The organism is Candidatus Merdisoma sp. JLR.KK006 (assembly GCF_036941035.1).
In the GTDB taxonomy this organism is placed as follows: domain Bacteria; phylum Bacillota; class Clostridia; order Lachnospirales; family Lachnospiraceae; genus Laedolimicola.
Map to the genome: position 1 here is coordinate 1 of NZ_JAYMNS010000040.1, position 24,375 is coordinate 24,375.

Sequence of the window (24,375 nt, forward strand, 5' to 3'; positions counted from 1 at the left end):
TAAAAAAATACAAACAGCACTATTCTTTCCATCATATCCCCTTGCAACGATATTTATTGGAAAACCCAGGATAGCTGCTACCGCATGATTTCATTCATGCATAAGATATAAAGAAAGAATACAAAAACAGAGGGAGAAAGTTATGCAGAAATTCTTTAAAAGCCTGCCGTTCAAATTATTGGTGGGTGTAATCGTAGGTATCATATTGGGACTGGTGGCAAATGACGCCATAATGAATGTAGTAGTAACCGTCAAGCAGGTGCTTGGACAGCTAATCACTTTCTGCGTGCCGCTGATCGTTATCGGCTTCATTGCCCCATCCATCACAAAACTGGGAAATAACGCATCCAGGATGCTGGGGGTAGCTTTGGTACTGGCCTATGTTTCCTCCATTGGAGCGGCCCTGGCTTCCATGGCAGTAGGCTTTGGCCTGATTCCACACCTTTCCATTGTAACCGAAGTGGAGGGATTAAAAGAGCTTCCGGCAGTTCTGTTTGAGCTGGAGATTCCCCCGGTAATGTCCGTCATGAGCGCCCTGGCTTTTTCACTGCTGGTGGGCCTTGGAGTTACCTGGACCAAATCTCGTCAGCTTGAGAATATTTTGAATGAATTTCAGTCAGTTGTATTGTCCATTGTAACCAAGGTCGTGATCCCGATCCTGCCTTTCTTTATTGCTTCTACTTTTTGCGGATTGGCCTATGAGGGAAGTATTACCAAGCAGTTCCCTGTATTTGTCAAGGTGATCGTAATTGTTATGGCCGGACATTTTCTGTGGATGCTTCTGCTCTATGCCCTGGCAGGCGCTTATTCCGGAAAGAATCCTGTAGAAGTAGTGAAGCATTATGGTCCGGCTTATATCACGGCAGTGGGAACCATGTCATCTGCCGCAACGCTGGCCGTGGCTCTGCGCTGCGCCAAGAAGTCTTCCGTTCTCCGTGAAGACATGGTAGATTTCGGCATTCCGCTTTTTGCCAATATTCATCTATGCGGCTCTGTGCTTACGGAGGTGTTTTTCGTAATGACCGTTTCACAGATTCTATATGGAAAGCTTCCATCCCTGGGAACCATGATTCTCTTCTGCCTGCTCCTTGGCGTATTTGCTATCGGGGCGCCGGGCGTGCCGGGAGGAACCGTTATGGCATCTCTGGGATTGATTACGGGTATCCTGCTTTTTGACGGAACAGGAACCGCATTGATGCTGACGATCTTTGCTCTTCAGGACAGCTTCGGAACGGCCTGCAATGTAACAGGCGACGGAGCTTTAACCCTGATGCTGACGGGATATGTGGAGAAGCACCATATTAAGGCGGAGCAGTCACATTTATAAAGAAAACATGAATATGTAAAATGAGGGAAAAAGCAGTCATATAAGAGCTTGGTATATAGAAAATAGGAAATAGGAAATAGAATATAAGGGGCTGCTGCAAAGCAGATTATCTGGTAGAAATAATCATGGTAGTCTGCTCTGCGGCAGCTTTTTTATGTTTACGTGAGCAAAAGGTTAAAAAGAGCTGACTTAACCGTATATTTAAAAATACCGCCAGGTCTTACATATATCACCCGATTTTGTATTATAGATAAAGATACAAAGAAAAATAAAAAATTTGAAAAATGCAAAACCTTTTTGCAAAGCCTGTCGTCTAATAATTACAGAGAGGAGGAAAGAGCTGATGCGAGCAGAAGCATTACAAAAGAAAGTAGAGGAAACGGTCTTAGATTCCTACGAAGCCATGTATCGCCTGGCATATACTTATGTGCGAAACGAAGAAGATGCATTGGACATTGTTCAGGAGAGTGTGTACAAAGCAATTAAGCATTCCGCATCCGTAAAGCAGGAAACCTATATAAAGACCTGGTTATGGAGAATCGTTATGAATACGGCCCTTGATTTTATCCGCAAAAACCAAAAGGAAGTAGCGGTAGAAGACTTTTATGAGGCCGGAAGAGAGGACAGCTACCAGGATTTTGATACCATAGAAGCATTGGAAATACTGGACGAAAAGGAGAAAGCAGTTGTAGTGCTTCGGTTTTTCGAGGATCAGAAGCTCAGTGAGATTGGAAAGATTCTAAATGAAAATACCAACACAGTGAAGACCATTTTGTACCGGAGCCTGAAAAAGCTGAAGCTTAAGCTTGCGGAAGGAGGACTAAGCTATGAGGGATAAAAGATTGGAAGAGATGAAGCAGGATTATGAAAATATCAGGATTCCAAAGGAGCTGCGTCAGCGGGTGGAAATGGGAATCCGGGAAGCAAAGGAGGAAAAGAATATGAAAAAGAAATCAAAGGTAATGGTATATGTAGGGCGAGTTGTGGGAGGCGTTGCGGCAGCTATGCTGGTTATTACGGTAATGGCAAATTCCGGAGCAGCTATTGCCCATGCCATGGCAAAGATACCGGTGATCGGGGCCATTGCAGAGGTAGTGACTTTCCGGGAATATGAGAGCTCAGAGAATAATATGACAGCAAATATCAAGATTCCGGAGGTTAGCGTAAAGAACGAGGACGGCACCACCAATGAGGAAACCACTCAGAAGATTAATAAGAGCATCCAAGAATACACAGACGAAATTATTGCACAGTATGAAGCAGATGTAAAAGCCGCAGGCGAGGGTGAGGGCCATATGGACGTAGAGCTTGACTATTCCGTCATTACCGACAGTGACCGGCTGTTCTCCATTCGTTTTGACCAGCTCCTTGTTATGGCAAGCGGCACCCAGATGGTGAAAATTTATCACATTGACAAGCAGACAGGAGAGATGATCAATCTGTCCGGACTGTTTAAGGAGGGCGTTGACTTTGCAGGGCCCATTTCCGAGAATATCAAACAGCAGATGAAAGAACAGATGGCGGCGGATGAGATGATCACCTATTGGGTAGACAGCGATACGCCGGAGTGGGATTTTGAATCTGTAAAAGAGGATACCACATTCTATGTGAACAAAGCCGGAAAGCTGATGATCGTTTTTGACGAGTACGAGGTGGCCCCCGGATATATGGGAAGCGTAGAATTCGAGATTCCTACGGAGGTTGTACAGGACTTGGTGCAGGAGGGGTTCTTGAAGTAGTTGCCATTTAGAGTTAAGAATTTACTTTGTTTTTTTGTAATAAAATAAAATCGCTGTATCTTATGTATTCACTGAGGTGCAGCGATTTCTTTATGTTTCATGCTAAAGTAATTTACTCTTTTCATACGTAGATTAAGAATGGATGTTAGCTTCGGAAATAAAAATAATAAAAACGGAATTGAAAAAACAAAATGGAAAGAATATAATGAAATTCATTAAATTATAAAATGAAAAGGGAAGGGTACTACTTATGGAAAGAAAAAATGTATGGCTTACCTATAAGGAAGAGCAGTTAAAAGAATTGGAAGAAGTATGCATCCGCTATAAGACTTGCCTGGATGAAGGCAAGACGGAGAGAGAATGTGTGAAAACAGCGGTAAAGATGGCAGAAGAGGCGGGGTATAGAAATCTGCAGGATTTGATTCAAAGGGGAGAGACATTAAAACCTCAGGATAAGGTTTACGTCTGCCAAATGGAAAAATCGGTAGTACTGTATCATTTGGGAGAGCGTTCCTTAGAGGAGGGGATGAATATACTTGGAGCACATATTGACTCTCCACGGGTAGATGTAAAGCAGGTGCCGCTTTATGAGGATACGGAATTCGCTTATCTGGATGGACATTATTACGGCGGCATAAAAAAATATCAGTGGGTGGCGATCCCATTGGCGATTCATGGGGTTGTGGCGAAAAAGGATGGAAGCAAGGTGGACATTGTTATTGGAGAAAAGGAAGATGATCCTGTGTTTGCATTTACGGATTTGTTGATTCATTTATCGGCTAAGCAAATGGAGAAAACAGGTGAAAAAATTATTGAGGGAGAGCAGCTGGATCTGCTTTTTGGGAATCGTCCCCTTAAAGGAGAAAAAAAGGAGGCGGTGAAGAGCAACATACTGCGCCTCTTAAAAGAATCCTATGATATGGAGGAGGAAGACTTTCTGTCTGCTGAATTGGAAATTGTACCGGCGGGCAAGGCCAGAGATTGCGGAATCGATGGCAGTATGATTATGGGCTATGGGCATGATGACAGAGTGTGTGCCTTTACCTCCTTGATGGCTATGCTGGAGCTGGAGCAGGTGGAGAAAACAGCCTGCTGTATTTTGATAGATAAAGAAGAGATCGGGAGTGCCGGAGCTACCAGTATGGAGTCACGATTTTTTGAAAACTCTCTGGCAGAGGTGATGGAGCTGAGAGAGGGCTATTCGGAATTGAAGCTCCGCCGGGCTATGTCCCGTTCCCGGATGTTATCTTCGGATGTGAGTGCGGCTTATGATCCCATGTTTGGAGACGTATTTGAAAAGCGAAATGCAGCATATTTTGCAAATGGCATTGTATTTAACAAATATACAGGAAGCAAAGGAAAGAGCAGATCCAACGATGCGAATGCAGAGTATATGGCAGTTCTGCGTGCAATTATGGAACGAAATGATGTGGCATTTCAGACAGCGGAGCTGGGGAAGATCGATGCTGGCGGCGGAGGAACCATTGCGCTGATTTTGGCAAACTATGGAATGGAAGTAATTGACAGCGGCGTGGCTGTACTTTGCATGCACGCACCGTGGGAGATTGTGAGCAAGGCAGATGTATACGAAGCTGTGAAGTGCTATCGGAGTTTTTTAAAGGAAGCTTAATGTATTAAAATTGGTTTTAAAAGGATTAAAAGGGAGGAATACATTTATGGGCGAAATGAAGCAGGAGAAGCTGGCTGATATATATCTTGCAATTTTAAAGGAAGAGCTAATGCCGGCTATGGGATGCACGGAGCCGATTGCCATTGCTTACTGTGCGGCCAAGGCACGGGAGGTGCTGGGGACTTTGCCGGATCAGGTGCAGATAGGAGTGAGCGGGAATATTGTAAAAAATGTGAAAAGTGTGATTGTGCCCAACACGGACGGGTTAAAGGGGATTGCTGCTTCGGCTGCGGCCGGAATTGTGGGAGGACGACCGGAAAAGGTGTTGGAGGTTATTGCAGAGGTAACATCGGAACAAAAACAGCAGATGAGAGAGTTTTTGGCCCAGGTTCCCATAAAGATACAACCTCTGGATACGGAAGAACAGCTGGATATTTTAGTGACCCTGCATGCCGAAAAGGAACAGGCCAGTGTGCGAATCAGCGGATTCCATACAAATATTGTGCAGGTAATAAAGAATGGGGAGACGCTTTACGAATCTGGTGTAGTGGCTGCTACGGAGGTGAAGCTGACAGATCGGAGTCTTTTAAAGGTTGAGGATATTTATGCTTTTGCCGAACAGGTGGAGATTTCTAAAGTGCAGGAATTGCTGGATAGGCAGATTGAATGCAATTGGGCGATAGCTGAGGAAGGGCTGCGTCATCCTTATGGGGCCAATATCGGTAAAGTATTGCTAAAAACAGAAGGGAATACTCTGAAAACAAAAGCTCGGGCTTATGCGGCAGCAGGTTCAGATGCCCGAATGAACGGCTGTGAGATGCCTGTGATTATCAATTCCGGAAGCGGCAACCAGGGAATGACTGCTTCTGTGCCGGTGATTGTCTATGCCAGGGAGCTAGGACTTCCGAAAGAGAAACTGTATCGGGCATTGGTGCTGTCAAATTTAATTACAATTCATCAAAAGACGGGTATCGGACGATTGTCTGCTTACTGCGGTGCTGTTAGCGCAGGCTGCGGTGCAGGCTGTGGGATTGCTTATTTGCAGGGCGGGGATCTGAAAGTAATTTCCCATACACTTGTCAATGCATTAGCCATTGTATCGGGCATTGTGTGTGATGGCGCCAAAGCTTCCTGCGCCGGGAAAATTGCCGCAGCTGTGGATGCCGGAATTTTTGGCTATCAGATGTACTGTGAAGGCCAGGAGTTTGAGGGAGGAGATGGGATTGTCTCCAAAGGTGTGGAGAACACCATTCACAATGTGGGGAGGCTTGGAAAAATTGGGATGAAAGAAACGGATAAAGAAATTATTCGGATTATGACAGAATGTTAGAGCTATTCTTCCAGCGGAATATGAGCTGAATATGATGGTGGATTCAGGGAAAAATCTCAATGGAAAAGTTTCTGTCCGGGTACATGGAAAGCGTGGAATTCATACATAAATAATAAGAATACAGAATAAATCAGTGCGGCTGCTTCTTACCACGAGGTATGGGGCAGTCGTTTTTTGTCTGAAAAAGCTGATTGAATTTTTGATGCAAATTAGATATTATTTAATCTATCAATAACTCTTTCAAAAGAGGATTATTTTGTTCAGGTCGGTTCGGCCGCATTTCTCAAAACATAATAAACTGGGCTGAGGGGAGGTAAAAAAGAAAAACGCTATCGTTGTAAAAATGTTAGAATCTGTTATAATTTAAGAAAGGAAACGAATATGAAAGATATTGAGGTTCAATGGCATCCGGGATTCGTGGCAGCCATGAATCTTGAATTGGCCGGCAACCGGGCTGATTTGATTTATGAAAAAGAATATAATTTAAATATGAAACCATTGGCCATAGACCTTTTGGTAATTAAAAAGAATGCTCATGTTCAGATTGAAAATGAAATAGGTAAATTATTTCGAGGGCATAATATTATGGAGTATAAATCGCCGCAGGATCATCTGGATATTGACGTGTTTTATAAATCAGGAGCATATGCCAGTTTGTATAAGGCATATGGGGAATGTGTAGATGATAGGACGGTGGAGGACATAACTGTTTCCATAGTCAGGGAAGCAAAGCCGGTTGGTTTATTTAACTATTTTGAAAAACATGGTGTGAGGATGACAAATCCATATCAAGGGATATATTACATATTGGACAATGTTCTTTTTCCAACACAGATCATTGTTACCGGAGAATTAGATAAAAGAAACCATATTTGGCTGAAAGCCTTGTCCGATAAAATGGAAAAACAAGATTTAAAGGAATTATTAGAACATGTTAATGCTCTTTCAAAGAAACAGGAAAAGGAGCTTGCGGATAGTGTATTGGAGGTAAGTATCAAAGCCAATTGCCACATTGCCAATGAATTGCGAGGAGGTGATAGCGTGTGTAACGCATTATTGGAACTAATGGAGCCGGAGATAAATAAAATTGTTGAATCAAAGGTTCAGGAAGCTATTCAGAAAGCTGTAAGGAGTTTTCGGGATCTGGGTGCGGATAATGAGAAAATCAGGGAAATACTTATGAAAAACTATGCACTTACATCAAAAGAGGCAGGTATGTACCTGTAGGTAAGCTGTTTGCAAACAGAAATAATTCGGCTCATTTATGAAATGGCGGGAAGATATGGTTTCTTAAAATATCCTATCTTCCCGCCATTATTTTGAAATACTTATTGGTGAACAGCTTCTTTTGCAAAAATAATGCAAAAATAATATAAAATAATAGACACAAAGGATCAGAAATCTCTTGACAAATCAGGTTTATAAGTATAGACTAATAAGAAAAAGGTTTATACTTATAAACCAAACAAAAAACGAAAGACATAAATCATGACATTCAATCATACGGAGCATGCTCCTGCCAAAGCTATATGAGCAGGACTAAGGTTTCTTGTATTCGAAAACAGGAGGAATACATATGGACTACCACATCAATGAAAGCGAATACCGTCTGATGGATATCCTATGGGATGTGGAGCCTGTCAATTCCATGGAATTGGTAGGTCTGTGCAGAGAAGGGCTGGGATGGAAAAAGTCTACTACTTACACCATCTTACGCAGCCTGGGAGAAAAACAGATTGTCAGAAATGAAAATGCCATAGTTCGCACCCTGGTATCCAGGGGACAGATACAGCGGCAGGAAAGCAGAGAATTTCTGGAGAAAAAATTCCGGGGAAGCCTGCCTGCCTTTATCGCCGCATTTCTTCAGGAGGAAAAGCTGACAAAGAAAGAAGCCCGGGAGCTTCAGGAGCTGATTAATCAGGCATCGGAGGAGGGGGAGGAATGACAGCATTTTTAAATCAATTATTACAAAATAGTTTGTCAGGAACCGTATTGATCTTGGGAATTCTCCTCTTTCGCAAAATTACAGGGGACTTATCCAAATTGTATGTCCGGATTCTCTGGCTGGTCTTGCTTCTGGTACTTCTGCTGCCGCCGGCGAATTTGGGCTCTCTCCATACGGTAAGGAACCTGATGCCGGAAACAGGACAAGCATTTTCCAAGAAGCAGGTAACTGGCGCTAGGGAGACGGAGAGCCAAAAAGAAACAGGAATAGAAATAGAAATGCCCGATGGCATTGCAGGTTCCCCCGGAAATAATCTTTCATCCGGCGTGGCGGCAGGAACGGGATCTAAAATACAGGGACAAAAGTCAGAAGCCGCAAAAGGAGCTGCATTAGGAGTAACAGAGGTCCTGTTTGTTTTATGGATATTAGGGGCCGCAGGGCTTACGGCAGTCAATCTGGCAGGGTGGAGAAGATTAAAGAAACGAGCTGCCTCAGCCACTCAAAGGGATCATGACGTATGGAGCACAACGCAGATTGATACACCGTTTGTAATGCCCGGCTTCCCTTCAAGAATCTACATTCCACAGGAATTGGAGGGCGAAAAAGAGCAGCTTAAGGATATCCTGGACCATGAGCGCAGGCATATCCGCAACCAGGATCCCTGGATCAAATGTATGGCGGTTCTGGCACTGATTATCCACTGGTTCAATCCTCTGGTGTGGCTTGCTTTTCGAACCATGAACCGTGATATGGAAATGTACTGCGATGAATGTGTTCTCCGTAGAAAGAGCACGGTACAAAAAAAGCATTACGCCCAGACACTATTGGACTTCGCCTGCAAAAGCAGAGGATTTTCACCGGTACTCTATTTTGGCGAAAGCAGCACAAAAAGAAGAATCTGCCATGTATTGAATACAAAACGCCCCCATATGCTCATAAGCTTTCTGCTTCTGCTGCTGATCAGCGGCTGCGGCGTTTCCTTTTTAACCGCAGGAGAAGAAGCGGGAAAAGCACTTGCAGACACACACAAAGAAGCTCTTTTGGCCGGGACCTTGCCTGAAGAATCGGTAAAGCCGGATGAAAACAGCGGGGAGACTGACGGCAGCGAGGAAGAATTCTGGACAGATAAAATAATAGTAGGAACCGGACATGCAGGAATGGAACCGGGCTTTGACGAGTCAGAGATGAGTTTAATGAGCGAGACAGAGGGCTTTTCCCTTTACAGTATGCATGAGGGAGAAGCAATGGTAGTTCGGACACCGGATTGTCTTGTATATGCTGAAGTTCCACTCATATCCAATTACGAAATAGAACCCTTGATTCAGGAGCAGGATTTTGACTATGATGGTAAAGAGGAGCTTGCTATTATCACATATGTTCTTCATGGGACAGGGATCTCCATTCGTTCCCTATTTATGGTAGATAAGGCTCCGGACAGCTCATGGAACATCTATCACTATCCGGAAGAGGATTACACAGAAGAATTAACATCACATTTCAACACACAATATACAGAAGAGGGCGTAAGGCTTATTTTTGACGGAGAACCTACCGGCGTGACAGAGGAAGTAGATCAAGAAGAACTAGACAATGAATATGCCTACTATGCCGGATCTCAGATAGACTTCCGATTTATAGAAGAAAAAATAATACTCCGTGCAGAGCTGGCCGGTTATTCCCATATAAATCATACAGGCAACTATCCGGGCCATGAATTAGAAGCCTCCTTAAATTACATAGGAGAGGGAAAATGGGAATTTACAAATGTAAATTATACAGACGCAGGAATCACAGAAGTAATTGAAAATGCCATTCCGCTGTATCTTACTGGCCAGACAGAAGAAGTCAATGAGTACTATACAGTTCCCGGTATAAAATTACCATATTTTGGTGAAACAAATGAGGAAATCACCATATTGTCCATCTCCGTCACCAAGGAAGATTTGGACGGCGATGAGACAGAAGCTTATGTAACCATCCGTCGTGACGGAAGCGATTCCCTTGATTACCTCCACGTCCCCATGAAAAAAGTTCCCTTAGATTTCGGAGGGACATGGTGGCGAATCTCAGGAGAAATCACAATGGAAAAATAAAAAACAAAGCCATACACATACTTGAATCCATCCAACAAAACAGGAGATCCAGGGGGCGAACATCTGTAACGAGAAATTGCGAACGTTGTAATAAGGAGGGACCCACAAGGTGGGAGGATTCCTTATTGCTTAAGGATATGGAAATGTCTCCGCCCCCTGGAGTTCCCTCCGGTTAAACACACAGCACTACAACATCCAACTACCTCAGATCCCCAGCCGCCTTCACCTTCACCCGGTTCGTATTCCCCGGATAATACTGCAGCGGAACATCCTCCACATCAATAATCTCAACTGTCTCCCGAACAGCCCCAGCCTCCACAGCCAGCTCTATTGCATCAGCCTTGGCCTCGTCAAGAGCCTGTTCCCGTGGCGTAACCAGATAATCCACCAGCTTCTCATAATTCCCCGAAACCTTAGAAATAGCAGATCCAATCGCATTCGCCACACCGCCGGCCTCCGGCTTGGCAACCATCCTGGCCCCGGCCAGCGTTTCCGGAAGAATAATTGATCCGCCCCCTACCAGGATAAGATCCACATCCTCACTGGACACTTTCATAGCATCAAGACTATCTTCCACAAGCTCCGTAACAGCCGCCAAAGCTTTCCTCGCAAAATCCTCACTCAAATGAGCAACTTTCGACCTGTCACCCAAATCTGTCAACCCAAGCCGCACCGCAATATCCGTAGCCGTACACACATCGCCGCCAAAGATCAAAGCTTTCTTGGTAATCTGATAACCAACCGAATCCGGCCCCACCGTAACGGTTCCGTCAGGCTGCTCCCGAACAATCGAACCTCCCCCAAGGCCAATCGAAATCACATCCGGCATCCGGAAATTCGTGCGGACACCGCCGATGGTAACAGCCACACCGGATTCCCGGGGAAATCCATTTTGAATCACACCCAGATCTGTAGTGGTGCCGCCCACGTCCACCACAATCGCATCTTTAAGGCTGCTTAGATAGCAAGCCCCCCGAATAGAATTGGTAGGCCCGCAGGCAATGGTCAGAATCGGATACCGTCTTGCATACTCCATAGTCATAAGCGTACCGTCATTTTGGGAGAGATAAATATCTACATTGGTAATCCCCTCATCCTCAAGACTGCGGGCAAAGCCCTCCGTAAAGGATTCGGCCACATGATAGAGAGCCGCATTTAAAATGGTGGCATTCTCCCGTTCAATCAGCCCCATAGAACCAATCTCACTGGAAATGGATACATGAACATCTTCCCCCATAACCTCCCGGCACAGCCTTGCGGCTTCCAACTCATGCTCATTGCGGACAGTGGAAAATACACAGGAAATAGCAACAGACTTAATGCCTTTCTCCTTTAACTGCAAGAAAAAGCTCCTTGCCGCTTCCGCATCAAAAGACGCAAGCTCCTTGCCGTCATACTCAAAACCGCCGCCAATCATGGCCGTATCTACGGCAATTGCTTTCAGATCTTCTGCCCAATCCACCATGGGGGGAATACCAAGGGCAGCAGGAGCGCCAATCCGCAGAATTCCGATAGGTGCAAGCCCTTTCCGCTCCACAATGGCATTGGTACACTGAGTAGTTCCCAGCATAGCCTGCCGAATCTCAGAGCGATCCACACCGGATTCATCAAGAACAGCACGGACCGCCGCAAGAATTCCGCTGTACACATCCTTTGTAGTATGCTGCTTTACACTGGCGACTACATGGAGCTGTTCGTCTATTAAAACGGCATCCGTATTTGTTCCGCCTACATCAATTCCAAGCTTATACATTATCAAACCCTCCTATTAAAAGTCCCGCAATACCCTTTCCAGTACCACTTATTTAGAACAATTTCTGGCCACAAAAGCATGTGTCCAAAAATCGTTCTGGCACTGTCAGGGTATTACTGTCTTAAGTCCCGTAATATCCTATCAGTACACCTTATATAAATCAATTTCCAGCCGCAGATGCGTGCGTCTGTCAATCGATTTGTGCACTGATAGGATATTACTGTTTACAACGCTCTTCCAATGGAATATAATCCGTATCAATGCCAAAATATCTGGGCCCCACAAGATCAAGCCCCTCCTTGGTACGCCAAAGAGGAAAGCAGGGAAGCCCTACCACCATCACACGCTTACCGTATTTGAGGGCATCGGTGGGAACCGGCTGAAAGGTTTCCGTATCCACCAGGCAGATAAGATCCGGTGTCGTGGCAAGCAATGTCCCCTCCACTGCGGCAGTGAGATTTTCGTTTTGAAACTCTACATAAGCAGACTTTCCTTTGTAATCGCCAATGCCGGTGAGAAGAACCTTGCCGAAATTAAAGCCTCCACGGACCTCACGGAGCACATCACTGATTTTACCCTTGAAAAGCCGAATCCCCTCGGTAATACGCAGGAATTCCTCCTCCGGCGTGCAGTCGGAAACCTCCTTTACCCGGCGGATGGCAGAACCCAGAGTCTGGCTGCGGGTGACAATGCCTTTCACGGCATACTGCTTCATAAAAGCACCCTCCATAGAATAGAGGGAGACAGACACGGAACCGCCGCAGGACATGGTGACTGCCCGGGCAAGCTCCTCCGTCCATTTATTGGTAATTGTACGGAAAATGCAGGAATTCCCCTTTTCATCCACCAGAGCCATAGGGGTGGCAGAGCCGCCGCCGATGGTAAAGGTCACCATCTGGAGCTCCGGAAATGCCCGGCCCATGCCGTCACAGTCCACAAGTGGCAGTCCCAGACGGGCTGCCGCCGCAATGGGAAGCATGGAATTTACGCCGCCGGCCTCAATGGGCATAAAGGCGTAAATGGGTTTTCCGTAAAAGGTAGAAACCGTATCATAGAGTGTCTGGTATTCCGTTCCTCCAATGGCCTTTTCCGACAGAACTGTAGGTGCGCCCATCATGGCGATGGGAACCACCAGGGCATCATCCGGCACCTCATCCGGATCCAAAAGCGTAACAGGGCCGCATTCTTTGACGGCTCCTATGGCAACCAGCTTGCCCACATAGGGGTCGCCCCCTCCGCCGGCTCCAAGGAGCGCAGCGCCCAAAGCAATGTCTTCAATTTCAGCAATTCCAAGTTTTCGCAAAATAGAACCTCCCTATTAGTAATTCCACAAAATATACATGGTGCATTCTTCTATGCACGGCACATATTCTGCTGACTGTAGTTTTATAACACACTTTAAAAATTATACTTCTGATACGTTACCACTATAAAGTGAAAAAGGGACAAAAAAACCGGCTTATCTTTGTCCAAAAGGACAAAGACAGCCGGGAAAATCGAATTATTTGGAAGCAACCAGACGATTTAAAGCTGCGGCCCGATAAAGAGTGAACAGCTCCGGCGCCTTGTCAAGAGGGTAGCCAAGAAGCTCCCGGATACGGTTCAGGCGGTATTTTACCGTATTTTTGTGGAGGAATAGAAGCTCCGCACAGGAAGAGACGCTGCTTTTGCTGTCCAATAGATAGACCTCCAGGGTTTGGAGAAGAATATTGTCCTCATGCACATGCTTTAGGGCTGTAAGAGGTGACAGGGCATTGGACAGGGCAGCTTCGCTTTCGGCCAGAATCTTCTGACATTCAGCCGCAAATTCCAATTCCTGCAGGGTATAACAGCCAAGGCTTGGCCAGATCTGCAGAGCAGTTTCGATAACTTCCTGATGGAGCAGAAAGGTACGGCGTACATCTGAGGTACTGTTTAAGGGATAGCACCGGGTCAGGGATAAGGAAAAATCCAAAGCTTTCAAACGTTTCAAAAGATCCTGGGAGACAGACACTCGTTCGGGGGAGCGCTCGATCCAGTCCATAAATGCTGCGGCGTGGCCCTCATACAAATCGGCAACTACCGTATGGCAATAATGGGCAAGATGCTCTTGAATCAGAGGAAGACCCTCTCGGCGGAAGCGTTCCAATTGATTTTCTTCGCAGCGCAAAATCCACATTTCATAAATATCAGCCACATTAATATGGAAGATATTTGCCAGCTGACGCATTTTAATGGGATCGTCCTGAAGAATGGCACGAATCAATTCGTGTGTGGCCGCCTCTTCGGATTTCCGGCCCCAGATATTGACACCCAAACGCACCACATCCGTTAGCTGAGTAAGAATCTCGCTGTCCGGCTGTATGCCCTCTCGAAGAACAAGGAGCTCCTGTGCGGAACCCGGGTCTGAGGAAATGGAGAAGCGGTAGAGGCGGCTGTCAGGAAAAATATCACAGGCCATAGACTGCTGATCTGCCGGAAGCCCATTTAATGATTCGATCCCTTTCTTAATAGCAGCTTCCTGATTACGGGGCCACGCAATGAGATATTGAATCTTTAAAGAACAGTCACAGAGGATCAGAGAAGCGGAAATCCGATCACTGAGCATTTTCAAAATGGTGCTTACGGAGCGCTGATGGGAAGGAAGCCTGGAAACACGCTCCAAAATCTCCGATACCAGAGACATATTATGAGTCCGATCCCGGCATATGAGATCCATTACATCGGAAATAGCCTCTCCATAACGCAGAGTTACATCCCCCTCCGGCATAACAATCAGAACAAAATCCATTTCGTTGGCAAAGTCAATGAGCCGCTGATCCACTTTTTTCAGGTAAACGCCTACATAGTAGAGGATTAAGCCTACCTCGCCGCCCTCTGCCAGACGTTTCAAATTTACATACTGGCGTTCCACATCCTCCGTCATATTTAAAAATCCCGTAATAACGATCTCACTGCCAAAATATTCTCCCTGGGGAAACACTTCGTCTACCAGAACACCAGGATCCGTGGATTCCAGGACCGAGATAGAAGAGACAATCCTGGACAGGCCATTGTGTCCGGCAATGACCTTTGCCTGCCGCAGAGAGGGCAGCTTTAACAAATCTGCAACCGTTACGCTCATAGCTTCACCTCCGTACCCGTTTCCTTTTGGATTTTCGCTCCCGGAACACCGTAATTCGTCCGATAAAGCAGACAATTCGAACAAGAATGATGCCGATTAAGATCCCGATACTGTCGATCATAACATCCCGCTTGGAGGGTCCCCGCCCGGCCACAAAGGACTGGTGGTATTCATCCAGACAGGCACAGGCCACACAGAAACCGCCGGCCAATATGGTCAAAGCAATTCCCCGCAGTCCGTAGACATACAGGGGAAAAGACACACAGACCGCCAGCAGAAAATATTCCGTCACATGGGCAAGTTTGCGTACATAGGGATGCAACATCTCCGTATAGAGATTAAGCTCCGCCGAACTCCATCCGGTTTCAAAGGATTCACAGGTAATCTCCAGAAGCTTATGGGTAGCCCTCCAGCTTAAGTTCCCGGAGACCTCACCGGGCTGTGCGGAGAACTGGAAGATCACGTACAGCATAAACAGAGCTGGCAGGAAAGAAAAGGGTTTTAAAATGGGTTTTAAGTATCGCATAGTCTAGGATTCCTATTCATCGTATCTTAATATTCTTGAGCGTCACCCGATAAAGGGAGCCGGATGGGGGAACCATTCATGGTGACGGTGGTTTTTGGTTTACTGTGGGTAAGCATAGCACAAATAGAGGGAAAAATCCATACCTTACCGGACGAAGTCCGCCTGCCCGATAGGGGCATGCATTACGGTGTACCCGTAGGGTATACCTTACCGGACGAAGTCCGCCCGCCCGGTAGGGTATATCTTCTCAAATGGGCTTGACGATTGACAGAAGAAAATGTATTATAAGTATAAAATACAAATAGAAGGAGGCGTAAAAGATCGACCTGATACGAAGTAACCCGCTGCTTGTAATGTCTCTATCCGGAAGCGTTGTTGTTTTATTATATGGGCTTATGTGCCTGACACTGAAAAGACATATTTCCTCCGGATGCAGATATTTCATTTTAAAGCTGGCTGTGTTCTTCTTTTTGGTTCCACTTTTCAGATTCAAGTACCGTATTTTAGAATTTGCAGAACGGATGATTTCTTTTCCGGAAAAAGATTTGGGACAGGTATTGGATCCAAATAGCATAATTATTATGAGAGGACAACAAACTTATGTGGGAATAAGGATTCAATTGCTGCGGCTCTGTATGTTATGTATGGCTGTCATTTTTCTGATCCTTATGGTCAGAAGTCTGCTGCGGTATAAAAAGGCAAGAAAGCTTCTCCTGTCTTGCGGAAAGGAACCGGTGCCGTCGAAGCTGCAGGCTCAGTTTGACCAAGTGAAAAGGGAACGTGATATTTCTGCAAAGGTACAATTGGTGTGCTCTCGGGAATGTGAAACACCTATGACAATTGGAATTTTTAAGCCGACAATTATATTTCCGGCTATGTGGGAGGCGGATTCCGGAGACCAGTCTTGTCAGTTAATGCTGCTTCATGAATTGATTCACATTCAGCATCGGGATTTGATTGTGGAACTGCTTGGACAGCTTGTTATTGCATTGCACTGGTTTAATCCCTTAAGTTATATCCTGTACCATGAGCTTTCCGTAATGAGAGAGCTTTGCTGTGACAGGAGTCTTGTTGGGGAATGGGATGAAGAATTGAGGAAGAAGTACAGCTCTCTGCTGATTGATGTGGCAGCACGAAAAGTAAAGAAAGAGGAGAGGTTGGCAGTAAGTTTTCTGGGGCGGAATGAAAAAGTTTTAAGGAGGAGAATCTTAGAGATGAAAGAAAAGAGAAAACAAAAAACATGTTTGGCAGTTTTGGCTTCGGCTGTTGTATTTTTAACAGGCAGTTTGACGGCGTTGGCTTATGTGCCGCCGCAGACTGTAAATTCGTTGCAAGATACTTCAAACATTGAGGGGGAGTATTTTTTTGAAGAAGGTGAAATGAGAGGTGAAACCATTTTATATGATACCTTTTGGATAAATGAGGATGGAAGTATTGATGAAATTGTTGATGATGAAATGGAAAGAGAAATAGCGTGTAACCATACATATGTAAATGGTACTTTTAATCAGCATAAAAAGAATAACAGTGGGGGATGTATAGTCATTAGTTGGAAAGCGAAAAGATGTACATTATGTGGCTATATTGAGTATGAAAAGATTATAAATAAGGTAAGCTATCAAAATTGCATACATCAAAATATGAAATATTAAATTGAGGTATCTGGTAAAGGTTTTGCACTTCTATCAGATACTTCAAAAGTAGGAGTAATTAGAGTGGATAAAAATTTTGGATTATCGCATACAGAAAAAGAAATTATGGAATTATTGTGGCAATCAGAGGAACCGCTTTCTTTTCGGGAGATTCTAGATCATGCAAATGAAGTATGGAAGAAAAACTGGAAGAAGCAGACTTTGAATACGTATTTGCTCAACATGCAAAAAGCAGGCTTGATTGGCTCGGAGAGAGGAAAGGTATATCAAGTTTATTTTCCAATGTGTACAAAAGAAGAGCACATTCAGAACTGGACAAGAAAGCTGGTAAGGGAGACCTTTGAGGGATCTCTTTATAGCTTTGTCGTCGCTTTTACCGGAGGAGAAAAGCTGACGGAAGAAGAGGCAGAGGAATTGAGGAAGTTGATTTAATAAATGAGTTGGTTAAGATGCTTTATATTATAGGGGATTGACAAAAATGTGAAAATGTATTATAAATAAGTAGTACATTAAATACAATTCAAAAAGGGGGTAATCTAAATAATACATGGTGAGAGGGGATAGCTTTTAAAATACAAAAGGAAAGAGAGGAATTTTTAATGAGAAAACGTTTATTAAGTTTAGTGATGATAATGGTTTTGATGCTGACAATGGGCTTTTCAACATCAGCGGCTAATGGAAGATCTCCGGTGCTTGTTAAGACTGAAGTTTATCCATGCAATAGTTCAACGAAACTACCAGGTAAAAATTATATAACAATAAAGGGGAATAGCCAGTGGGCAAATGGAACATTGACGGGAAGTGCGGCAACGGAATATAGGACTGGAAATTATGATGCTTTTTATGTTAAAGTTTATATAGATCGTGGATCGTATACTAACTATAAGCTGTACGTAAACGGAGAATATGTAAAATCCGGAAGTTTGCCAAGCTCAAGCTTGTTTTCTACGGATATTGTGGTAAAAAATGATAATCCGGGCAATTGGCGGCTTGTATGTTACAGTGCAGCGGATACAACAGGTATTCCATTGTGGGGATATCTTCGTGCACAATAGTTTTGTGACTTCAATGAAAAAGTTAAGATATAAATTCCCTTTCGCCTGTAGATTTGTTAATTGCTATGTAAAGAGTTATTTTGTCATGAACTTTAATAAAGAATGGGATTCGTGTGAAACGACTGCCAGATGAAGTATTAAGAAATTTTAGTGAAAATAATCACAGGTAAGTAAACTTAAATTGCCATCTGCTGACAGAAAGAAATTGTATATTTTTGCTGGCGGATGGCAATGTATAAATATCAGGAAAGGAATATAATACATGAATACGATAGGTTCTTATGGCAGCTCCCCATATAAAAATAAAATGGGAAGTGTTGGCTTATTACAGACAATGGTACAAAATGAAAACAAAATGCCCCAATCAATAATAGGATTCCGGAACCAGGGAATAAATGAGGAAGAATCTAAAGAGAAGAAATCCCCCAGTTTGGGAGTTGTAAAGGCAGGAAGGGAATTTATCCCGGAGACAGAGGAATCCATATGCAAAAGCGAACAGGAAAAGGCGGTTTTTGTGGAACGGGTACAGAAACAGACAATAGAGGAATCAGCCGAGGACAAAGCTCTCAGAGAAAAGAAATGGGAATATATACATCTCTTTCCTACTACGGCTTGGTCAGAGGAAGATAAGGAAAGAATTTTTAATAACCGGCAGGTTTGCTTAGATGCAGATGGGAGTGACACTCTTACAGATGAGCAGATTGCTTTTTTGAAAAATAAATATGACATGAACCGTCTGACAGCCGAGGATGCATATTATCTTTTATGTGATCTGACGGAAATGAATGTACTTTCTTCTGAAGAATGCAAAGCCTTGCTGTATTCAGAAATTGAAATAAGTGTTGATGATTTAAGCAAGCTGCAGTATACGACAGAAAGAGGGACATGGGGATGGATGCTGGATGAAGAGACAGGAGAGACTATTCTTGTGAATTCGAATTCTTTTTACAAGGAAGAGGATGAGGAAGAAGATCCCGCTTTGATTAAGGCACGGGTTAAGGGTTATACGGATGATATTTTGTTAGCAGCTTTTTGTCCGGAAGACAAAAGGGAAACGTCGTCTCCGGAAGAACTGCAGTCGGAACAGGTATTAAAGGAAAATGCGGAGGGAATCACCGGAGAGCTGGAAGCCAGATTGCTGTCAGGAGAAAGAATTACGAGCCAGGAGATTCTAAACGGAGAAGCAAACAGCGGATTTTTATTGGATGTGGCGATACATAGATGGAATACAGCAGAAGAAATAAAAGGGATTACTAAGGCGGCTTATCAAGATCCTGCGGCGGCATCCAGATTACTGCAAGGATATGGAAAGAAGTATGATGCATATGATAAGTTTTTAAAGCTTGTAGATCAGGTAAAGAGATAATTTGCAATTGACAGATTTTCGATGAAAACGACGAACAAAGAAAAGATATATATCTTTAAGACAGAACATACATGGAAGGGGCACGGCAGAAATCAGATATGTACAGAGCTTTCAATGGATTACTTTAACAAGAGGAGCAGAGAACCTTTTTTGCCATGGACTTTTATATAAGAATGGCATTCGTTCGGATTGACTGATGAATGGAATACTTAGAAAGATTCTCTTTATAAAATATGCTTTGTTGAAACTCTGCCACATGGGGCTTCTAAAGGAAGAATATCTGCATTAGTAGCCAGAATAGAAAAAGCGGCATTTGCATAAAGCGGATGCCGCTTTTTGATGAAATCAGTAAAGAATCTAAAATTTCATTTTCATAGAAAATCGGGATGTAACTCTCTTGCACCTGTTTCAAAACCATGCTATATTTAGAAAGGAATTTGTAACTGCGAGGGTACAAAGCAGCTGCAGGAGTTTCAACACAAAGCGAACAAAATCCGGACAGCGTATAAGGAGGAAAAAGTTTATGGCAATTCTAGTGACAGGCGGCGCAGGCTTTATCGGAAGCCACACCTGCGTGGAGCTTTTGGAGGCAGGCTATGAGGTAGTAGTGGTGGATAATCTGTATAATGCCAGCAGAAAGTCCATGGATCGGATCGAGCAGATCACAGGAAAGAAGCCCGTATTCTATGAGGCGGATATTTTGGATCGGGAAGCGCTCAACAAGATTTTTGAGAAAGAGCAGATTGATTCTGTTATTCATTTTGCAGGACTGAAGGCAGTAGGCGAGTCCGTGGCAAAGCCTATTGAGTACTACTACAATAACATCGCAGGAACCCTAGTGCTCTGTGATGTGATGCGCAACCACAATGTAAAGAATATCGTATTCAGCTCCTCCGCTACCGTATATGGAGATCCGGCCTTTATTCCCATTACCGAGGAATGCCCCAAAGGAAAGATCACCAATCCCTACGGACAGACAAAGGGTATGCTGGAGCAGGTATTGGAGGATATCCATGTATCCGATCCGGAGTGGAATGTGATTCTTCTCCGCTATTTCAACCCCATCGGAGCACACAAGAGCGGCCTCATTGGTGAAGATCCCAAGGGAATTCCCAACAATCTGGTTCCTTATGTGGCACAAGTGGCTATCGGCAAGCTGGAGTGTCTGGGCGTATTCGGAGACGATTACGACACACCCGACGGAACAGGCGTGCGTGACTACATTCATGTAGTGGATCTGGCGAAAGGCCATGTGGCGGCTATTAAGAAGCTGGAAGAGAAACAAGGCGTTCTCATCTATAACCTGGGTACCGGCAAGGGCTATAGCGTACTGGACGTAGTGCATGCCTTTGAAAAAGCCTGCGGTAAGAAGATTCCCTATGCAGTGAAGCCCCGTCGCCCGGGTGACATTGCTGCCTGCTATGCGGATCCGGCCAAGGCTAAGGCAGAGCTCGGCTGGGAAGCAGAGAATGGAATTGAAGAGATGTGTGCCGATTCCTGGAAGTGGCAGTCTATGAATCCAAATGGGTATGAGGAATAGAGAGAATAACAGAAATGAAAAAGAGGCTTATAGCTTTTGGGCAGGAGTTTGCGCTGGAAGGGATCACGCTTGCGGCTATTGTTCTGTTATTCTGGACCTTTATGAAAAAGGGGATTTTAAATGACAGAGATCTAATCCAGCCCATTTTATGGCATCTGATGATATTAATAGGAATAGGTGTTATGATTCTGGCCTTTTGTAAGCGCTTGACTTACAAAGGGCTGGTTTCTGTTATTCTTTTGGCAGGTCTTGTGATGCGGATTGGATTTGTGCTCTACAAACCTTCCTATACGGCCTACCACGATCTGGGGGAGATTACCACAGTAGGATACTATGGACATGCCTCCTATGTTCTGAAAATATTTGAGACAGGGGCGCTTCCGCTGGAGAACAAGGGACAATATTATCATCCGCCTTTGTTTCATATTCTGGCAGCGTGTGCTATGAAGGTGACTGGGAAGGTGCTCCATATTACAGATGAGGTTTACCTCTTTGAAAGCGCTAAAATCATTTCCTGCACGGCTGCCTGCTTTACTCTGCTGACAGCCAGAAAGATTTTAAAGGAGCTGAATCTGGGAAGGACAGCAGCAGTGATTGCCCTCTCTGTCTGTGCCTTTTTGCCGGTTCATTATATGCTTGGCGGATGGGTCAACAATGATGCTCTGGTGACATTTTTCATGACATGGATCATTCTGTACACGATTCGATGGTTTAAAAATCCCAGCTATGGAAACATTATCTTTTTGGCCCTGGGGTTTGGATTTGGAATCTTTACGAAGATCTCCTGTGCCCTTTTTGCAGCCTTTACGGGGATGTTTATGCTTGTGAAGCTTATAAGAGCTATTAAGGATAATACATGGAAGCCATTGATCCTTCAATTTGTGGTATTTGCCTGTATTTCTATGCCCATTGGCCTGTATTATCCCATTCGGAATTATCTGCTGTTTGGGCAGGGGCTGAACTTTGTGCTGCAGCCGGGAGATAATGTTTACTGTGGGGATCATGGATTTGCGGAACGTTTTCTGCTCTTCCCTGTTTCCAGGTTATTGTCGCCTGTTTATCTGAATCCCTTTGAAGAATACAATTTGAACTTTTACCTGATAAAGTCGGCAGTAGTAGGGGAATTTGAATACCATCACGTAGAGGAATGGCCGGCGGCAGTATTGATTGTCTGCAATCTGATTCTGGTGGTACAGGCTGTGTTTTCTGCTGTTGCAGTCTGCGTTCAGGGATGGAAGGAGAAGACAGTGGGGAAATCCATAAGGGCACAGTTTCTGTTCCTGGGGCTTCCCGGGCTTTGGCTCTGGATTTATCTAAATCACCTGATTTTAAATATCCGCCTGCCTTATGGATGCACCATGGACTTTCGGTATATTGTGCCGACAGCCATGCTGGGAGCCATTTATCTGGGGATTTATATGGAGAAATGTCTGGAGCAGCCTACGGTATTTCGGCGGATATTTGCAGGAATCGGGATTGCAGCTATACTTTTCCTGACAGCAGCAGGGATGTATATGTTTTCTAATATGTTTAAATTTTGATGTAATGAGGGGGAGCAGGATTGGGAGAAAAGCTTCCAGAACTGCCGGAATAACGCAGCATATGCGTCAGAAAGAGGAAATAATGAGAAAAGGATTTGATAACGAAAAATATTTGAAAATGCAGTCAGAGCATATCAGGGAGCGGATCGGACAGTTTGACAATAAGCTTTATCTGGAATTCGGGGGAAAGCTGTACGACGATCATCATGCTTCAAGAGTACTTCCGGGCTTTGAACCGGACAGTAAGCTCCGCATGCTGATGCAGCTTAAGGAGCAGGTAGAGATTGTCATTGTAATCAGCGCCGAGGATATTGAAAAAAATAAGATTCGGGGGGATCTGGGAATCACCTATGATTCGGATCTTTTGCGGCTGAAAGGGATCTTTGAGTCAAAGGAGCTTTATGTGGGAAGTGTGTGCATTACACATTTTGCAGGGCAGTACAGTGCCCAGATGTTCCAAAGCCGTCTGGAGAAAATGGGTGTCAAAGTATACCGTCATTACATGATTCCCGGCTATCCCAACAATATACCTCTGATTGTCAGCGAGGAGGGCTATGGACATAATGAGTATATAGAGACTTCCCGTCCCCTGGTGGTAGTTACGGCTCCGGGCCCGGGGAGCGGCAAGATGGCGACCTGCCTTTCTCAGCTTTATCATGAGCATCGAAGGGGAGTCCGGGCGGGCTATGCTAAGTTTGAGACATTTCCCATCTGGAACCTGCCTTTGAGCCATCCGGTGAATCTGGCTTATGAGGCAGCCACTGCGGATTTGAATGATGTAAATATGATCGATCCCTACCATTTGGACGCCTATGGAGAGACTACGGTAAACTACAATCGGGATGTGGAGATCTTTCCTGTCCTACGGGCCATTTTTGAGAGGATCTACGGGGAATGCCCTTATCAGTCCCCTACGGATATGGGTGTAAATATGGCAGGAAAATGTATTGTAGATGATGAAGCCTGCCGGGAAGCCTCCGGACAGGAGATTATCCGCCGGTATTACCACACTCTGGTCAGCATTGCCAGAGGAAAGGCAACGGAGGAAGAGGCTTATAAAATAGAGCTTCTTATGAACAAGATGGGGATTACTGCACAGGACAGGCAGGCGGTTCCGGTTGCCATGAGACGGGCAGAAGAGACAGGGCACACGGCAGCGGCCATGGAACTGACAGACGGGCGTGTGATTACAGGCAAGACCAGCGAGCTGCTGGGAGCCTGCTCTGCATTGCTGGTAAATGCATTGAAGGAGCTGGCAGGGATTGGCCACGAGGTATTGCTGATTACGCCTAATGTCATTCGCCCCATACAGAAGCTGAAGGTAGATTATCTGGGAAGCAAGAATCCCCGCCTTCATATGGAGGAGGTTCTGATTGCTCTCTCTGCCAGTTCGGAAAGCAATGAATTGGCAGATCTGGCCCTGCGGCAGCTTCCGCGCCTGCGGGGAAGTCAGGTACATACCTCCCGGATGCTGAGTGCAGCGGATGAGAAGACCTTCCAGAGGCTGGGGATTATGCTTACTTCGGAGCCCAGATAAGAAAGCGGACAGGTGAACATACAAATTCTTGAAATACGGCTGATTGGAACTTGATTTCATCAGCCGTTGTTTTGTCCTTTAAACTGTGACGGAATTTTCATACCTTTCGTATTGCTTTCTTGCAAAACACACACTATAATAGAAGTGTTACCGTCACAAAAGGTATGTTTTCTGTGCAGTACTGTCATATAAGAGCAAAGGCTGCCCTGTGATCCGGTGACAGATACAAGGAGGAGAA

The 24,375-nt window shown here is 44.8% G+C and carries 19 protein-coding genes; 15 read left to right on the forward strand and 4 right to left on the reverse strand.

Annotation, left to right across the window (positions count from 1 at the left end; genetic code table 11):
- Positions 1-142: 142 nt before the first annotated feature.
- The 8 genes from VSQ61_RS20575 to VSQ61_RS20610 all read left to right on the forward strand — a co-directional run bounded on the left by VSQ61_RS20575 (position 143) and on the right by VSQ61_RS20610 (position 10,064).
- Positions 143-1,327: a dicarboxylate/amino acid:cation symporter gene (locus VSQ61_RS20575; protein ID WP_334346234.1), complete on the forward strand. Its 1,185-nt coding sequence runs from the start codon at positions 143-145 to the stop codon at positions 1,325-1,327.
- Positions 1,328-1,670: 343 nt separating this feature from the next.
- Positions 1,671-2,165, forward strand: a complete 495-nt coding sequence (locus VSQ61_RS20580; protein ID WP_334346235.1) for a sigma-70 family RNA polymerase sigma factor — start codon at positions 1,671-1,673, stop codon at positions 2,163-2,165.
- On the forward strand, positions 2,155-3,066 hold the full coding sequence (gene rsiV, locus VSQ61_RS20585; protein ID WP_334346236.1) for an anti-sigma-V factor RsiV: 912 nt from the start codon (positions 2,155-2,157) through the stop codon (positions 3,064-3,066). Before VSQ61_RS20580 ends, rsiV begins: the two co-directional genes overlap by 11 nt.
- A gap of 250 nt (positions 3,067-3,316) precedes the next feature.
- On the forward strand, positions 3,317-4,696 hold the full coding sequence (locus VSQ61_RS20590) for an aminopeptidase (RefSeq protein ID WP_334346237.1): 1,380 nt from the start codon (positions 3,317-3,319) through the stop codon (positions 4,694-4,696).
- Positions 4,697-4,751: 55 nt separating this feature from the next.
- Complete coding sequence (locus VSQ61_RS20595; RefSeq protein WP_334346257.1) at positions 4,752-6,026, forward strand: L-cysteine desulfidase family protein; 1,275 nt, start codon at positions 4,752-4,754, stop codon at positions 6,024-6,026.
- Between the two features lie 459 nt (positions 6,027-6,485).
- On the forward strand, positions 6,486-7,253 hold the full coding sequence (locus VSQ61_RS20600; RefSeq protein WP_334346238.1) for a hypothetical protein: 768 nt from the start codon (positions 6,486-6,488) through the stop codon (positions 7,251-7,253).
- A 349-nt stretch (positions 7,254-7,602) separates the two neighbouring features.
- Positions 7,603-7,971 (forward strand): BlaI/MecI/CopY family transcriptional regulator, encoded by a 369-nt coding sequence (locus tag VSQ61_RS20605; RefSeq protein ID WP_334346239.1) that lies wholly within the window; start codon positions 7,603-7,605, stop codon positions 7,969-7,971.
- Positions 7,968-10,064: a M56 family metallopeptidase gene (locus tag VSQ61_RS20610; protein ID WP_334346240.1), complete on the forward strand. Its 2,097-nt coding sequence runs from the start codon at positions 7,968-7,970 to the stop codon at positions 10,062-10,064. Before VSQ61_RS20605 ends, VSQ61_RS20610 begins: the two co-directional genes overlap by 4 nt.
- Positions 10,065-10,263: 199 nt before the next feature.
- Here VSQ61_RS20610 and VSQ61_RS20615 read toward each other — a convergent pair whose 3' ends face one another.
- From VSQ61_RS20615 to VSQ61_RS20630, 4 genes are all read right to left on the reverse strand, one after another.
- Positions 10,264-11,817, reverse strand: a complete 1,554-nt coding sequence (locus VSQ61_RS20615) for a hydantoinase/oxoprolinase N-terminal domain-containing protein (RefSeq protein ID WP_334346241.1) — start codon at positions 11,815-11,817, stop codon at positions 10,264-10,266.
- A 217-nt stretch (positions 11,818-12,034) separates the two neighbouring features.
- A complete protein-coding gene (locus VSQ61_RS20620; protein WP_334346242.1) occupies positions 12,035-13,120 on the reverse strand; it encodes an S-methyl thiohydantoin desulfurase family protein in 1,086 nt (361 codons plus the stop codon).
- A gap of 198 nt (positions 13,121-13,318) precedes the next feature.
- On the reverse strand, positions 13,319-14,920 hold the full coding sequence (locus tag VSQ61_RS20625; RefSeq protein ID WP_334346243.1) for a PucR family transcriptional regulator: 1,602 nt from the start codon (positions 14,918-14,920) through the stop codon (positions 13,319-13,321).
- A 4-nt stretch (positions 14,921-14,924) separates the two neighbouring features.
- Positions 14,925-15,446 (reverse strand): VanZ family protein, encoded by a 522-nt coding sequence (locus VSQ61_RS20630; RefSeq protein ID WP_334346244.1) that lies wholly within the window; start codon positions 15,444-15,446, stop codon positions 14,925-14,927.
- A gap of 353 nt (positions 15,447-15,799) precedes the next feature.
- Here VSQ61_RS20630 and VSQ61_RS20635 point away from each other — a divergent pair, with 353 nt between their 5' ends.
- The 7 genes from VSQ61_RS20635 to VSQ61_RS20665 all read left to right on the forward strand — a co-directional run bounded on the left by VSQ61_RS20635 (position 15,800) and on the right by VSQ61_RS20665 (position 24,137).
- Positions 15,800-17,098: a M56 family metallopeptidase gene (locus VSQ61_RS20635; protein ID WP_334346245.1), complete on the forward strand. Its 1,299-nt coding sequence runs from the start codon at positions 15,800-15,802 to the stop codon at positions 17,096-17,098.
- A 63-nt stretch (positions 17,099-17,161) separates the two neighbouring features.
- On the forward strand, positions 17,162-17,530 hold the full coding sequence (locus tag VSQ61_RS20640; protein WP_334346246.1) for a BlaI/MecI/CopY family transcriptional regulator: 369 nt from the start codon (positions 17,162-17,164) through the stop codon (positions 17,528-17,530).
- A 167-nt stretch (positions 17,531-17,697) separates the two neighbouring features.
- A complete protein-coding gene (locus tag VSQ61_RS20645; RefSeq protein WP_334346247.1) occupies positions 17,698-18,153 on the forward strand; it encodes a hypothetical protein in 456 nt (151 codons plus the stop codon).
- Between the two features lie 262 nt (positions 18,154-18,415).
- Entirely contained in the window at positions 18,416-19,519 is a 1,104-nt protein-coding gene (locus VSQ61_RS20650; RefSeq protein ID WP_334346248.1) for a hypothetical protein, read from the forward strand.
- Positions 19,520-20,042: 523 nt separating this feature from the next.
- A complete protein-coding gene (gene galE, locus VSQ61_RS20655; RefSeq protein WP_334346249.1) occupies positions 20,043-21,059 on the forward strand; it encodes a UDP-glucose 4-epimerase GalE in 1,017 nt (338 codons plus the stop codon).
- 14 nt (positions 21,060-21,073) lie between these two features.
- A complete protein-coding gene (locus tag VSQ61_RS20660; protein WP_334346250.1) occupies positions 21,074-22,600 on the forward strand; it encodes an ArnT family glycosyltransferase in 1,527 nt (508 codons plus the stop codon).
- Between the two features lie 82 nt (positions 22,601-22,682).
- The gene (locus VSQ61_RS20665) at positions 22,683-24,137 is read left to right on the forward strand and encodes a DUF1846 domain-containing protein (protein ID WP_334346251.1); all 1,455 of its coding nucleotides are present in this window, start codon (positions 22,683-22,685) and stop codon (positions 24,135-24,137) included.
- Positions 24,138-24,375 lie beyond the last annotated feature (238 nt).

What these genes read in the sequence shown, in the direction of transcription:
- VSQ61_RS20575 (WP_334346234.1), top strand. Translation starts at nt 143, where the DNA reads ATGCAGAAATTCTTTAAAAGCCTGCCGTTCAAATTATTGGTGGGTGTA.
- VSQ61_RS20580 (WP_334346235.1), top strand. Translation starts at nt 1,671, where the DNA reads ATGCGAGCAGAAGCATTACAAAAGAAAGTAGAGGAAACGGTCTTAGAT.
- rsiV (WP_334346236.1), top strand. Translation starts at nt 2,155, where the DNA reads ATGAGGGATAAAAGATTGGAAGAGATGAAGCAGGATTATGAAAATATC.
- VSQ61_RS20590 (WP_334346237.1), top strand. Translation starts at nt 3,317, where the DNA reads ATGGAAAGAAAAAATGTATGGCTTACCTATAAGGAAGAGCAGTTAAAA.
- VSQ61_RS20595 (WP_334346257.1), top strand. Translation starts at nt 4,752, where the DNA reads ATGAAGCAGGAGAAGCTGGCTGATATATATCTTGCAATTTTAAAGGAA.
- VSQ61_RS20605 (WP_334346239.1), top strand. Translation starts at nt 7,603, where the DNA reads ATGGACTACCACATCAATGAAAGCGAATACCGTCTGATGGATATCCTA.
- VSQ61_RS20610 (WP_334346240.1), top strand. Translation starts at nt 7,968, where the DNA reads ATGACAGCATTTTTAAATCAATTATTACAAAATAGTTTGTCAGGAACC.
- VSQ61_RS20615 (WP_334346241.1), bottom strand. Translation starts at nt 11,817, where the DNA reads ATGTATAAGCTTGGAATTGATGTAGGCGGAACAAATACGGATGCCGTT.
- VSQ61_RS20625 (WP_334346243.1), bottom strand. Translation starts at nt 14,920, where the DNA reads ATGAGCGTAACGGTTGCAGATTTGTTAAAGCTGCCCTCTCTGCGGCAG.
- VSQ61_RS20630 (WP_334346244.1), bottom strand. Translation starts at nt 15,446, where the DNA reads ATGCGATACTTAAAACCCATTTTAAAACCCTTTTCTTTCCTGCCAGCT.
- VSQ61_RS20635 (WP_334346245.1), top strand. Translation starts at nt 15,800, where the DNA reads ATGTCTCTATCCGGAAGCGTTGTTGTTTTATTATATGGGCTTATGTGC.
- VSQ61_RS20645 (WP_334346247.1), top strand. Translation starts at nt 17,698, where the DNA reads ATGAGAAAACGTTTATTAAGTTTAGTGATGATAATGGTTTTGATGCTG.
- VSQ61_RS20650 (WP_334346248.1), top strand. Translation starts at nt 18,416, where the DNA reads ATGAATACGATAGGTTCTTATGGCAGCTCCCCATATAAAAATAAAATG.
- galE (WP_334346249.1), top strand. Translation starts at nt 20,043, where the DNA reads ATGGCAATTCTAGTGACAGGCGGCGCAGGCTTTATCGGAAGCCACACC.
- VSQ61_RS20660 (WP_334346250.1), top strand. Translation starts at nt 21,074, where the DNA reads ATGAAAAAGAGGCTTATAGCTTTTGGGCAGGAGTTTGCGCTGGAAGGG.
- VSQ61_RS20665 (WP_334346251.1), top strand. Translation starts at nt 22,683, where the DNA reads ATGAGAAAAGGATTTGATAACGAAAAATATTTGAAAATGCAGTCAGAG.